The organism is Alcaligenes sp. MMA (genome assembly GCF_020907215.1).
GTDB lineage: Bacteria > Pseudomonadota > Gammaproteobacteria > Burkholderiales > Burkholderiaceae_B > Alcaligenes > Alcaligenes aquatilis.
This window is the reverse complement of the sequence record NZ_JAJJPP010000001.1, coordinates 1,532,770-1,546,509: the sequence shown is the minus strand read 5'-3', so window position 1 is coordinate 1,546,509 and position 13,740 is coordinate 1,532,770. Positions and strand designations below refer to the sequence as shown.

Here is a 13,740-nt window from a genome sequence, read left to right as displayed (position 1 = left end):
AGTTATCAGGGTGATTTTCATGAGTCAGGACGCCTTTATTTGTGACGCAATTCGTACGCCTTTCGGACGTTATGGCGGTTCGCTGTCCGCTGTGAGGGCGGATGACTTGGGTGCAGTGCCTATCGCCGCGTTGATCAAGCGCAATCCGCAAGTCGATTGGTCCAAGTTGGACGATGTAATGTACGGTTGCGCCAACCAGGCGGGTGAGGACAACCGTAACGTGGCACGCATGTCCGCGCTGCTGGCCGGTCTGCCCGTGGACGTACCTGGTGTGACTTTGAACCGGTTGTGCGGCTCCGGCTTGGACGCGATTGGTTCGGCTGCTCGCGCGATTCGCGCTGGCGATGCCTCCTTCATCCTGGCTGGTGGTGTAGAAAGCATGAGCCGCGCTCCCTTCGTGATGGGCAAGGCTGAATCGGCGTTCTCCCGTAGCGCCAACATTTATGACACCACGATTGGCTGGCGTTTCATCAACAAAGCCATGAAAGAGCAGTACGGTGTGGATTCCATGCCTGAAACGGCTGAAAACGTCGCCCAGCAGTTCAATGTGTCCCGTGCAGACCAGGACGTCTTTGCCCTGAACAGCCAACTGCGTGCGGCTGCGGCCCAGGAGGCGGGCATTCTGGCTGAAGAAATCACTCCCGTGATCATTGCCCAGCGCAAGGGCGATCCCATTGTGGTGGACAAGGACGAGCATCCACGTGCCACGACTCTGGAGTCCCTGACTCGTCTGAAGCCTGTCGTGCGTGCCGATGGCACCGTGACGGCCGGTAATGCCTCGGGTGTGAACGACGGCGCTTGCGCGCTGCTGGTCGCCGACAAGGCAACGGTCCAGGCTCAGGGCCTGACTCCACGCGCTCGTGTGGTGGCCATGGCCTTTGCGGGTGTCGAGCCTCGTATCATGGGTATTGGGCCAGCACCGGCCAGCCAGAAAGTCCTGGCCTTGGCCGGCCTGACACTGGATCAAATGGATGTGATCGAGCTGAACGAAGCCTTTGCCGCTCAAGGCTTGGCGGTAACTCGTATGTTGGGTCTGGCTGATAACGATCCGCGTGTGAACCCGAACGGGGGCGCAATTGCTCTGGGTCATCCTTTGGGTGCCAGTGGTGCGCGTCTGGCAATTGCAGCCATCAACCAATTGCACCGCACAGGCGGTCGCTACGCACTGTGCACCATGTGTATTGGCGTCGGACAGGGCGTGGCTTTGATTCTTGAGCGCGTCTAACTACGGTTTCAGGGCAGGCAGGCCGGTGATTTTCTCACCGGCCTTTTTATCTGCTTGCTTGAACCAGCCTTGTTCCATTTCCAAGGCGTAGCGCACAGGTCGCACCGGGCAGTGGGATTGAAGATCAAAGGGTTGCATGGCCTCGATATTGGTAATCGTGCCTTCATCAGTAATAAAGGCAATATCCAGCGGCAAGGGCGTATTCTTCATCCAGAAGCAAGGCATTCCGGTTTGCTCGAATACAAATAACATGCCGTGATTGGGGGCCAGGCTTTCTCGATGCATCAAACCTTGAGCACGAGTCTCGTCGCGATCGGCCACTTCAGCCTGAATTTGTTTGGAACCCAGGCTCAGGGTCAGGGTGGGAAGAGTCTCTTTGGCCTGGGCCGGGGCGCTTATACAAAACGCGGCCAGAAGACAGGCAAAAAAAACAGGGCGCGCAGGCCCCGTAGTCGTCGTGCGATACTGCATGTGTGTTGCGAACCTGCTTTTGTTAGAATCGAGAGCGCAAGAGATCTTAAGGCGAAGTAATATTAAGTGCCTGCTTGCCTTTAGGGCCTTGGGCAACTTCATACAGAACTTTCTGGCCTTCTTTCAAAGTCTTGAACCCGTTCATCTGAATGGATGAAAAATGAGCGAAGAGATCTTCGCCGCCGTTATCGGGTGTAATAAACCCAAAGCCTTTGGCATCATTGAACCACTTAACGGTCCCGGATAGTTTTTGATTGTCTCCAGTGCCTGCGGTGGTGGTAGTTTCCGACATGCTTGCTGCCTCTCAACTTAGTGTATGGTTGATACTTTTTTCGGCCCCTCCCTGGGCCTGTGATCGCGGCACCCCACTTTTTATTGTGAAGTTGACACGATCAGTCGGATGATGCTGAATTTTGTTCCCCCCAGTCAACCTATGGAAAGCACCTAGTTCTGTATTATGGCCATTGAGATCGATAAGCAAGGCGCCACAACGGTAGAGCGCCAATCCGCGCGGCTTGCCCCACCACCCATGTATCAGGTCATCTTGCTCAATGATGACTACACGCCCATGGAATTTGTGGTGAATATACTGGAGCGGGTATTTGCCAAGACCCCGGAGCAGGCCGAACAGCTTATGCTTAAAGTACATTACGAGGGTCGGGCTGTCTGTGGTGTGTATCCGCGCGATATCGCGGCCACCAAGGTGGAAATTGTGCGACAACTGGCGCAGTCGCGACAGCATCCTTTGCAGTGTGTGATGGAGCCGGTGCCTGATGCTTGACCATTTAGTGGTTTACCGTATTGTTCAGATCAGGCAAATTAGTCATAGAATAGCTTTAACCCCTAGTTTTACTCTTGCCGTGTAGGAGGAAGCATGATCTCCGAAGAACTTGAAGTCAGTCTACACATGGCCTTTGTCGAGGCTCGTGCCGCGCGCCATGAATTCATCACGGTAGAGCATCTGCTGTTGTCCCTGCTCGATAACGCCTCCACGCTGGAAGTGTTGAAAGCATGTGCTGCCGATATTGATGCACTGCGCCAGAATCTGCGTAAATTCATTAGCGAAAATACGCCCACTTTCCCTGGTGAAGGCGAGGTTGACACCCAACCCACGCTGGGATTTCAGCGAGTGATACAACGTGCCATCATGCACGTATCGTCCAGCAACTCCGGTAAAAACGTGGTTTCCGGCGCGAATGTGCTGGTGGCGATGTACGGGGAAAAAGACTCTCATGCGGTGTATTACCTGCAGCAACAAGGTGTCTCGCGCCTGGATGTCGTCAATTTTCTCTCGCACGGCATCACTAAGGCCAATCCGGAGCCCGCCGCTCCCGAGCCTCCCAAGGCGGCTGCGGCGGCGGAAGCGGATACCCGCTCGGACGCCCAGAAATCGCCACTGGATCTGTACGCCACGGACCTGAACACTGAAGCCAGCCTGGGTCGTATTGACCCCTTGATTGGCCGTGAAAAGGAAGTGGAGCGCGTCATCCAAGTTCTGTGCCGTCGCCGCAAGAACAATCCCTTGCTGGTGGGTGAGGCTGGCGTGGGTAAAACCGCGATTGCTGAAGGCCTGGCCCTACGCATTCAGCGTGGTGATGTGCCGGACATTCTTAGCGAAGCGCGTGTTTATGCGCTGGACATGGGGGCCTTGCTGGCCGGTACCAAGTATCGGGGCGACTTCGAGCAACGCTTGAAAGCGGTGCTCAAGCAGCTCAAGGAAACAGCGCAGTCCATTTTGTTTATCGACGAGATCCACACCCTGATCGGAGCCGGTTCGGCTTCGGGCGGTACGCTGGATGCGTCCAATCTGCTCAAACCTGCGCTGTCCTCCGGCCAGCTCAAGTGTCTTGGAGCAACCACGTACTCGGAATACCGGGGGATTTTCGAGAAAGACCACGCCTTGTCGCGTCGTTTCCAGAAAATTGATGTGGCCGAGCCCACGGTGGAACAGACCATCCAGATTTTGCGTGGTTTGAAGTCCAGTTTTGAAGAGCACCACGGGGTGCGTTATTCGGCGGCTGCCCTGACGGCGGCGGCGGAGTTGTCTGCCCGTTATATCAACGACCGCTTCCTGCCTGACAAGGCCATCGACGTCATCGACGAGGCCGGTGCGGCGCAGCGTCTGCTGCCACGCTCCAAGCAGAAAAAGGTTATCGGCAAGGCGGACATCCAGGCGACGGTATCGCGTATTGCCCGCATTCCTCCCCAGACCGTTTCCAGCGACGATCGCAATAAGTTGGCAACCTTGGCACGCGATCTGAAATCGGTGGTGTTTGGTCAGGATGTGGCGATTGACGCCCTGGCAGCAGCCATCAAGATGGCGCGCTCCGGCTTGGGTCTACCCGACAAACCCATCGGTTCCTTCTTATTCTCCGGCCCGACCGGCGTGGGTAAAACCGAAGTGGCGCGTCAGTTGGCCTTCGTGCTGGGGGTAGAGCTACTGCGCTTTGATATGTCCGAGTACATGGAGCGTCACACCGTGTCGCGCCTGATCGGTGCGCCTCCCGGCTATGTGGGCTTTGACCAGGGCGGTTTGCTGACCGAAGCGGTTACCAAACAGCCGCACTGCGTACTGTTGTTGGACGAGATCGAGAAAGCGCACCCGGATGTCTACAACATCCTGCTGCAGGTGATGGATCATGGCACGTTGACGGATAACAATGGCCGCAAGGCAGATTTCCGTAACGTCATCCTGATCATGACCACCAACGCGGGTGCCGAAGCGCTGAACAAAACCAGCATTGGCTTTACCCAGCCGCAGCGCTCGGGTGATGAAATGCAGGACATCAAGCGTCACTTCTCGCCAGAGTTCCGCAACCGTCTGGATGCGATTATTGGCTTCAAGCCTTTGTCGCGCGACATTATCCTGCGCGTGGTGGACAAGTTCCTGATGCAGCTGGAAAACCAGTTGCACGAGAAGCGCGTCGAAGTGTCCTTCTCGGACGCCTTGCGCGAGCATCTGGCGGCCAAGGGTTTCGATCCCGCCATGGGTGCCCGCCCCATGCACAGACTTATCCAGGACACCATTCGCCGTGCTCTGGCTGACGAGCTGCTGTTTGGCCGCCTGGTCGATGGTGGTCAGGTCGAGGTTGATCTGGACGAGAATGGCGAGGTGGTACTGGAATATCCTTCTTCGGGACCCGACGAACCCGGCAGCAAGACCTCCTCGCGTCCCGAGCCGGAATTAGTCGACTAAGCCGTGAGGGCATCGCGCCCCTTAATCGTCTGTACGCACTGTGACACCGTACACGAGCGAGTCCCCGTTCCAGGAGCGGGGCTCGCGCGTTGTGTACGTTGCGATACCGAACTTTACCGCCACAGCCGCTTTTCGCCACGTGAATGGCAAGCGCTGGTTCTGGCGGTTTTCATCCTTTTCCTGATTGCCAATCTGTTTCCCGTTGTCTATCTAAGCATGGCGGGTAAAACAGTATCGCCCACGTTTCCCAAAGCCTTGTTGCTGATCTGGCAGCAGGGGTACTGGGGCCTGTCCGTGATGGCGGGTTTGGTCGGTTTCTGGCTGCCGCTGTTCCAACTGATCTTCCAGTTCTGGGCCTTGGGTTTGATTGCCCGTGAAAAGCCCTTGCCGGGCGATTTTGGCATCGGTCTGCGTGTTCTGAGTCATCTGGAGCATTGGTCCATGACGGCCGTACTGTTTCTGGGCTTGATTGTGGCGATTGTGAAGTTTGCCGGAATCGGGCATTTGACTGTGGCACCAGGGTTGTACGCATTTTTTGCGCTGACGTTCCTGTTGACGGGCCTGAGCCGTATTACCGCAGCTCGTCTTTGGCGCTGGGCAGAGGATCGTGAGCTGGTTCCAGTTGCGACGCGCCAGGTCTTGAACGCGCATCCGGACTGGAGCGCCTGCACCCATTGCGGCTTTGTTCAAGCCAGCCAGAATACACGCTGTCATCGCTGTGCAGCCCCTGTCCACAAACGCAAACCCAATAGCCGCAGGCGGGTTGCCGCCCTGGTGCTGACGGCCTGTGTCTTTTATATTCCCGCCAATGTCTTGCCGGTGATGGAGCTGCGCAGCATTATGGGTACGAGTGCCCATACGATTTTGGGTGGGGTGATTCAGCTTTGGCAACTGGGCTCCTGGGACCTGGCCTTGATCGTGTTTATCGCCAGTATTGTCGTCCCCATTACCAAGCTCCTGGCTTTGGTGGTTCTGCTGGTGGGGCGTCGTTGGCGGGGCAATGGTGTACAGCGTCAACGTAACCGTATTTACGATATGGTCGAGCTGATTGGGCAATGGTCCATGCTGGACGTATTCGTGGTGGTCCTGATGGCAGCGCTGGCCAACTTCCCTGGACTGTCACAAATTATTCCTGGGGCAGGGGCCTTGAGCTTTGGCATGGTCGTGGTCTTGACCATGCTGGCCGCGCTTAGCTACGACCCGCGTCAGGGCTGGGATCAGGACACCGACGAAGAACAAACAATAGAACCGCAAACCAAGCTGTCTTCGCCTGCATCACAGGCGACTTCCTGAAGGAAACAAGGTGCACGATCCCACAACTAATCAGCCTGACGGTCAGACCGAGCCCGCGCAGCCAAGACTGATTTCCGCGCAGCGATCCCGATTCTCCTGGATCTGGATTTTGCCTATCGCCGCTGCTTTGGTGGGGGCGTCGTTGGTACTGCGAAACTGGATGTTGACCGGGCCGCGTATCACGATCAGCTTCGACTCGGCCGAAGGCTTGGCGGTAGACCAGACCAAGCTACGTTACCGCGAAGTGGATGTGGGCACGATTTCCGACATTCAGGTGGCCCCGGACCGTAAGGGAGTCTTGGTGACCGCACAGTTAGAGCGCGATGGCTCTGAATTCATCACACAAAAAGACACGCGCTTTTGGGTGGTGCGTCCACGTTTGGGCTTAAGTGGTGTGTCGGGATTGGGGACCTTGCTCTCGGGTGTGTATATCGGTGTAGACGCGCCTTTTGAAGTGGACAAAAAGGCGCAGAAAATGGACTTTGTGGGTCTGGAAAGCCCACCCGAAGTGATTAGTGGCCGTGCGGGCAAACGCTATGTGCTGACCGCATCGGAACTGGGTTCGCTGGATCTGGGCTCCCCCCTGTACTACAAAGGTATTCAGGTTGGGCAGGTCAGCAGCTACGAGCTGAACGAAGAAGGTGATGGGGTGCGTGTACAGGTGTTTGTGGATGCACCCAATGATAAATTCGTGACCCAGGGTTCGCGCTTTTGGAACGTCAGTGGTGTAAATATGTCTCTGGATTCCACGGGTTTCAATGTGCGTACGCACTCCTTGGTTTCTGCTTTGGCAGGCGGTTTGGCTTTTGATCAGATGGAAGGCGAGCCCACGGAAGTAGCAGCAGCAGATACCCAATACGAGCTCTTCCCTACACAAGATCGTGCCATGGCCGAGCCGGACGGCCCGGCGGTGGAGCTGCGCTTTCATTTCCATCAGTCTGTACGCGGTTTGAGGCCGGGTTCCAAGGTTGAATTCCGGGGCCTGGAACTGGGCCAGGTCTACGACGTGGATCTGGAATTCGACTTTGAGCGCAAACGCTTTTTCGCTTTAGTAAAAGCGCGTATTTATCCGCAACGCTTCGGTCATCTGTACGAGCGGATTGTAGAAGCCCGACCAGACGAAAAAGACGCGATAAGTGCCTTGTTTAAACCGATGGTTGAACGTGGGTTGCGGGGCCAGTTGCGTCCTGCCAGCCTGATTACCGGTCAGCAGTACATTGCCCTGGAGTTTTTCGATAAGGCCGATGAGGTCGAGTTCGATGAGACGGCCAAACCCTTGGTGGTGCCCGTGATCGCCGGTGATTTTGATCGCTTGCAAGAGCAGGTCAGCGACATTGTCACGAAGATTTCAGCGATTCCGTTCGATCAGATTGGCAAGAATCTGCAAAGCGGGCTGACGGAGCTGAGCCAGGTGCTCAAGCAACTGGACAAGACGACGGTGCCGCAATTGAATGGGGCTCTCAAATCCATGGATGCAGCAGTTCAGAAACTGGGTGCCATGCTGGACGCGGACTCTTCCTTCAATACCTCGGTGGATCAAACCTTGAACGAGCTGAAACGCTCCTTGCGATCCCTGCGTGATTTAAGTGATACCTTGCAAAGCCAGCCCTCGGCAATATTGCGAGGTCGTTCTCCTGACGTACTGCCGGAGCCTGCGCCATGATGTCCCGTTTCCTGATTTCCGTGGCGTTTGCCGGTTTGCTGACGGCTTGCGCCTCGACCACGCCTACTTACTACACCTTGCAAACCGCCCATGCCGCTCCGGCGGCTGCAGCCCCATCCACACAAGCATGGAAGGGCTTTCAGTTGCGGCGTATGGATATGCCCGCCCAGTTGGATCGCCGAGCCTTTGTGCTGACGCAGGCGGCCGGTGGACAGGTTAATTTGCTGAACGATAACCAGTGGGCATCGCCTTTGCCCGATGAAATGTCCCTGGCCTTGGTGTCCGGTTTGCAGGATCGCCTGAGTGTTCCTCAGTTGGCCAGTACCGCTGCGAAAACACCCCACTGGCAGATTGATGTGTTGGTGCAGCGCTTTGAGTCTGTCTATGGCGAACGCGCCACCCTGGAATTGAGCTGGACCTTGACGCCAATTGGTTTTGAGGGGAAAACCCAACAGTGCCGCTGGCTGGACTCCGAGCCGGCGTCTACTGTTCCAGAACTGGTGCAGGCACATCGTCAATTGCAGCAGCGCTGGGCCGATGCGCTGGCCGCTCAAATGCAAGGCAAATCTGTTCCGGCGATGTTGGGTAAGGCCATGATCTGTGTGAGTTAAATGCTAGGGTTAACTTTTTCTTGCACGGGTTAACCTGAATACGAAATTGGGTTAACCGTCAGTATTATTTCGGCATATCGCAGTCAAAAAAGCGTAACCGGGATAAGAAGCATGGCGAGCACAACCTTAGGGATCAAAGTCGATATAGAGCTGCGCGAACGTTTGCGGCGTGCGGCTGATCAGTTGCAGTGCACCCCACATTGGCTGCACAAGCAGGCTTTGCTGTCCTATATCGAAGGGATAGAGCGTGGTGTGTTGCCCAGCGAGTTGGCTCTGCGTAGTGGGGGCGATGCTGAGGCGCTTGAGGACGGTGTGTTGATGCCGTCGATCCCGTTTTACGGCTTTGCCCAAGATGTGCAACCGCAAAGCGTGTTGCGTGCTGCCATTACGGCCGCCTATCGCCGTCCCGAAACTGATTGCCTGCCTTTGCTGCTGAGCGCCGCACGTGCGTCCCAAAGTGCGCGTGCCCAGGAACTGGCCGCTCGTCTGGTCAAAGCCCTGCGCGCCAAGCGCCGTGGCGGTGGGGTCGAGGGTTTGATTCAGGAGTTTTCCCTGTCCAGCCAGGAAGGTGTGGCCTTGATGTGTCTGGCCGAAGCCTTGCTGCGCATCCCCGATCGCGCCACGCGTGATGCCTTGATTCGCGACAAGATCAGTCACGGTGATTGGCGTGCGCATATGGGCGAGTCTCCCTCGCTGTTTGTGAACGCCGCAACCTGGGGGTTGATGCTGACAGGTCGTTTGGTCAGCGTAAACAGCGAGAAGAATTTATCCTCTGCCTTAACCCGCATGATTGGTAAGGGTGGCGAACCCCTGATTCGTAAAGGCGTGGACGTCGCCATGCGCATGATGGGCGAGCAGTTCGTCACCGGGCAGACCATTGCTTCGGCACTGGCTAATAGCCGCAAATTTGAAGAGCAGGGCTTCCGTTACTCCTACGACATGTTGGGTGAGGCCGCCACGACAGCGGAAGATGCCCAGCGCTACTACCAGGCTTATGAGCAGGCCATCCACGCGATTGGTCGTGCCAGCCAGGGCCGTGGGATTTACGAAGGCCCCGGCATTTCCATCAAACTGTCTGCACTGCACCCGCGCTACAGCCGTGCCCAGCGCGATCGCGTCATGCGTGAACTCTTTCCACGCTTGTTGTCCCTGGCGCAACTGGCTCACCACTACGATGTTGGCCTGAATATTGATGCAGAAGAAGCGGACCGTCTGGAAGTGTCCTTGGACTTGCTGGACAAGCTGTGTTTTGACCCGTCTTTGGCAGGTTGGAACGGCATTGGTTTTGTGGTGCAGGCGTATCAAAAACGTGCACCCTTTGTCATCGATTACTTGATTGACCTGGCCCGCCGTAGCGGACACCGCTTGATGCTCCGCTTGGTGAAAGGCGCGTACTGGGATTCGGAAATCAAATGTGCCCAGGTTGATGGCCTGGAAGACTACCCCGTCTATACCCGCAAGGTGCATACAGACGTGTCTTACCTGGCTTGCGCTCGCAAACTCCTGCAGGCCCCCGAAGCCGTGTATCCGCAGTTTGCGACACACAATGCCCAAACTCTGGCCGCCATTTACGTGATGGCCGGTCAGAACTACTACACCGGCCAGTATGAATTCCAGTGCCTGCACGGCATGGGTGAGGACTTGTACGACGAAGTGGTCGGCCCGACCAAGGACGGCAAGTTGAATCGTCCTTGCCGTATCTACGCACCTGTGGGTTCGCATGAAACCTTGCTGGCTTACCTGGTGCGTCGCTTGCTGGAAAACGGTGCCAATACCTCCTTCGTGAATCAGATTGGTGATGCCGATGTGAACATGGAGCAACTGATTGCCGATCCCGTCGCCCAGGCCTTGAGCCTGCAACCCTTGGGTCGCCCACATGACAAGATTCCTCTACCGCGACAGTTGTATTGGGATGCCGAGCAGCGCTTGAACTCGGCCGGTCTGGATTTAAGCAATGAGCATCGCCTGGGTTCCCTGGCTGCAACTTTGATGCAAACCGTCGCCTTGCCACGTCAGGCTCAGCCCATCCTGGGGCAGGGCAATCCGGTCTGGGATGAGTCCAAGGCAACGATGGTGCGCAATCCAGCCAATCATCAGGATGTGGTGGGGCAGGTCATGTTTGCTACGGCGCAGGATGTGGAGCAGGCCTTGGAAGCCGCTAGCCACTATGCGCCTATCTGGCAGGCCACGCCGGTACAAGAGCGTGCCGCCGCCTTGCAGCAAGCCGCCCAACTGCTGGAAGATCATATGCAAGATCTGATGGGCCTGCTGGTGCGTGAAGCCGGCAAGTCCTATGCGAATGCGATTGCTGAAGTGCGAGAAGCCGTGGACTTCCTGCGCTACTACGCGGGACAAGTCTTGCGCGACTTTGATAATGACGAATATCGTCCTGTTGGCGTGGTGCTGTGCATCAGCCCCTGGAACTTTCCCCTGGCTATTTTTCTGGGTCAAGTCTCGGCGGCTTTGGCGGCAGGCAACGTCGTGCTGGCCAAGCCCGCTGAGCAAACCTGCCTGATTGCGGCGGTGGCGGTCGAGTTGTTGCACAAAGCCGGGATTGCTCCCGGTGCCTTGCAGCTTCTGCCTGGTGATGGCCCTTCCGTAGGAGCCCCTTTGGCTGCCAGTGAGCAGGTCAATGCCGTCATGTTTACCGGCTCGACCGCCGTGGCCCAGGGCTTGAACCGTCAATTGGCCACACGCCTGACGGCAGACGGTCAGGCCGTGCCGCTGATTGCTGAAACCGGTGGCTTGAACGCCATGGTGGTTGACAGCTCGGCCTTGCCTGAACAGGTGGTGTTTGATGTCTTGAACTCGGCCTTTGACTCGGCTGGTCAGCGTTGTTCCGCTTTGCGTTTGCTGTGCATTCAGGAGGACGTGGCCGAACGCGTGCTGAGCATGCTCAACGGTGCCATGCAGGAGCTGAGTGTGGGCAATCCCGATCTGCTCAGTACCGATGTAGGCCCGGTGATTGATGAAGAAGCCCGCTCCGGTATTGAAGAGCACATCAGCGCCATGCGCGAGGCGGGTTTCCGCATTACCCAAAGCGAGCAAAACCGTATCCAGACAGGGACGTTTGTCTTGCCGACCATTATTGAGATCGAACAGGTCAAGGATCTGGAACATGAAATTTTTGGCCCCGTATTGCATGTGATGCGCTTCAAGCGCAGCGAACTGGACAGCCTGATCAATCAGATCAACGAACGTGGTTACGGCCTGACCTTTGGCGTTCACACTCGTTTGGACGAAACCGTGGATCGTGTCGTTTCGCGCATTCACGCCGGTAACGTTTATGTGAACCGCAATATGGTAGGCGCGGTGGTAGGCGTACAGCCTTTTGGTGGTGAAGGCTTGTCGGGTACGGGGCCCAAAGCGGGCGGCCCCTTGTACCTGCGCCGACTGCTTAGCCGTTGTCCGCAGAATCTGCCCTTGCAAGCTTGGCAGGAACAGGGCGTGGTCTTGCCCGGCCCGACAGGTGAATCCAATATGTATCGGCTGTACCCACGGGGGCGCGTTCTGTGCATGCCCGTTAGCGTACCTGGCTGGCGCGCCCAGCGTGAGGCCTGCGCACAAAGCGGCAACCAGGCCATCTTGCTGGACCGTTTGGGTCTGGGCAATTGGCACGATGCCCCTGCCGAGCAAATCACCATGTCCGATTTGGGTGAGGCAGATTATGATGCTGTTTTATTTGAAGGCGACAGCGATGAACTCCGGCACGTGCTGGGCCAGGTGGCTGAACGCCCTGGTCCCATTGTTGGGGTTCAGGGGCTGTTGACACAGGAATTGGAGGAGGGCGCAGCGTACGTGATCGAGCGTTTGCTGCGTGAAGTCTCAGTTAGTACCAATACAGCGGCAGCTGGAGGCAATGCCAGTTTGATGATGGTTGGTTGATCTTGGCGGGCACTCATTTCTATGCACACGTTTGGTCGCACATTTCACCTGGAGCGGCGGCCCGGCGTCTATTCTCACGGCACGGGCCGGCTTGTAGCGCGGCTATATTAAAAACGAAGGAGAACAATATGCAGTCCATCACGACCTTTAAATTGGCCTTGGTTTCGACAGCGGTTTTCGGTGCATTGGCGGCTAGCCCCGCCTTGGCCGCTGACAAGGTTATCAAGCTGGGTTTTGCGGCTCCCCTGACCGGCCCGCAAGCTCACTACGGTGAAGATATGCGCAACGGTCTGGTGCTGGCGCTGGAAGAGGCCAACGCCCAAAAGATTGAGATTGACGGTGCAACCGCCCGCTTTGAGCTGGTCGCCAAGGATGATCAGGCTGACCCGCGTACCGCCGTTCAGGTGGCTCAGCAAATTGTGGACGATGAGGTGGATGGTGTATTGGGCCATTTCAACTCGGGCACCACCATTCCCGCCTCGCGTGTCTACAATGACGCGGGTATCCCCCAGATCGCCATGGCAACCTCGCCTGAGTACACCCAGCAAGGGTACGACAATACCTTTCGCATGATGACCAGTGACACCCAGCAAGGTGCGGCGGTGGGCCAGTTCATCGTCAAGGATCTGGCTGCCAAGAAAGTGGCTTTGATCGATGACCGGACCGCCTACGGTCAAGGTCTGACAGATCAGGTGGCCCGTGCGGTAGAAAAAGCCGGTGGCCAGATCGTCGCCCGTGAATACACCACGGACAAAGCCAACGACTTCACCTCCATTCTGACCAACATCAAATCCAAACAGCCCGATGCCATCTTCTTTGGCGGTCTGGATGCGCAGTCCGGCCCCATGAAGCGCCAGATGCAGACTCTGGACATTCAGGCACCGCTGGTTTCGGGCGAAATGACCCGCAGCGACACCTTCCTGCGCTTGGCTGGCAATGCGGCTGACGGCACCTACGCGTCCCTGGCCGGTGTGCCGCTGTCCACCATGGCCGCTGGTGAGAAGTTCGCCAAGGACTACCAGGCCCGCTTCAAGGCTGATCCTGGTGTTTACGCGCCTTACGCGTATGACGGTGCCTGGAACATGATCACCGCCATGAAAGAAGCGGGTTCCTCCAAAGCAGAAGACTATCTGCCCAAGCTGGCCGCCTTGAAACGCAACGGCGCTACCAGCAACAACATTGCCTATGACCAGAACGGCGACTTGAAAGAAATTGCCGTCACCATCTATGAAGTGAAAGATGGTAAGTGGACGATGGTAAAAACCATGGTCAGTCAGGCTAACTAAGCGCGTTTGATCCTGCAGTTTGAGCCCTATGGGGCTCATCTTTACCGTGGCCTGTGTTCGGCAGGCCCACGCTCCCTGTTCTATCGCCATGCGCCAGGGCAGGGAGCAAT

10 protein-coding genes are annotated in these 13,740 nt (G+C 56.8%); 8 read left to right on the top strand and 2 right to left on the bottom strand.

From position 1 onward, the window contains the following. Window positions 1-19 precede the first annotated feature (19 nt). The gene (gene pcaF, locus LNA76_RS07020; protein WP_094196380.1) at window positions 20-1,225 is read left to right on the top strand and encodes a 3-oxoadipyl-CoA thiolase; all 1,206 of its coding nucleotides are present in this window, start codon (window positions 20-22) and stop codon (window positions 1,223-1,225) included. Here pcaF and LNA76_RS07015 read toward each other — a convergent pair whose 3' ends face one another. Then, window positions 1,226-1,696, bottom strand: a complete 471-nt coding sequence (locus tag LNA76_RS07015) for a DUF192 domain-containing protein (RefSeq protein WP_094196381.1) — start codon at window positions 1,694-1,696, stop codon at window positions 1,226-1,228. Between the two features lie 46 nt (window positions 1,697-1,742). Then, window positions 1,743-1,988, bottom strand: a complete 246-nt coding sequence (locus tag LNA76_RS07010; protein WP_003801483.1) for a cold-shock protein — start codon at window positions 1,986-1,988, stop codon at window positions 1,743-1,745. A gap of 165 nt (window positions 1,989-2,153) precedes the next feature. Here LNA76_RS07010 and clpS point away from each other — a divergent pair, with 165 nt between their 5' ends. The 7 genes from clpS (at window position 2,154) to LNA76_RS06975 (ending at window position 13,630) form a co-directional block, all read left to right on the top strand. After that, the gene (gene clpS / locus LNA76_RS07005) at window positions 2,154-2,477 is read left to right on the top strand and encodes an ATP-dependent Clp protease adapter ClpS (protein WP_026482895.1); all 324 of its coding nucleotides are present in this window, start codon (window positions 2,154-2,156) and stop codon (window positions 2,475-2,477) included. A gap of 93 nt (window positions 2,478-2,570) precedes the next feature. After that, window positions 2,571-4,892 carry an ATP-dependent Clp protease ATP-binding subunit ClpA gene (gene clpA / locus LNA76_RS07000; protein ID WP_094196382.1) on the top strand — a complete coding sequence of 774 codons (2,322 nt, stop codon included), beginning with the start codon at window positions 2,571-2,573 and terminating at the stop codon, window positions 4,890-4,892. Window positions 4,893-4,895: 3 nt separating this feature from the next. Then, on the top strand, window positions 4,896-6,185 hold the full coding sequence (locus tag LNA76_RS06995; RefSeq protein ID WP_230018602.1) for a paraquat-inducible protein A: 1,290 nt from the start codon (window positions 4,896-4,898) through the stop codon (window positions 6,183-6,185). Window positions 6,186-6,195: 10 nt separating this feature from the next. Continuing rightward, window positions 6,196-7,848 (top strand): PqiB family protein, encoded by a 1,653-nt coding sequence (locus LNA76_RS06990; protein WP_230018600.1) that lies wholly within the window; start codon window positions 6,196-6,198, stop codon window positions 7,846-7,848. Continuing rightward, on the top strand, window positions 7,845-8,459 hold the full coding sequence (locus LNA76_RS06985) for a PqiC family protein (RefSeq protein ID WP_230018597.1): 615 nt from the start codon (window positions 7,845-7,847) through the stop codon (window positions 8,457-8,459). The genes LNA76_RS06990 and LNA76_RS06985 overlap by 4 nt, the downstream gene beginning before the upstream one ends. Before the next feature lie 111 nt (window positions 8,460-8,570). After that, entirely contained in the window at window positions 8,571-12,344 is a 3,774-nt protein-coding gene (putA, locus tag LNA76_RS06980) for a trifunctional transcriptional regulator/proline dehydrogenase/L-glutamate gamma-semialdehyde dehydrogenase (protein WP_230018595.1), read from the top strand. 128 nt (window positions 12,345-12,472) lie between these two features. After that, a complete protein-coding gene (locus LNA76_RS06975; protein WP_094196386.1) occupies window positions 12,473-13,630 on the top strand; it encodes a branched-chain amino acid ABC transporter substrate-binding protein in 1,158 nt (385 codons plus the stop codon). The last annotated feature ends 110 nt before the right edge of the window (window positions 13,631-13,740 follow it).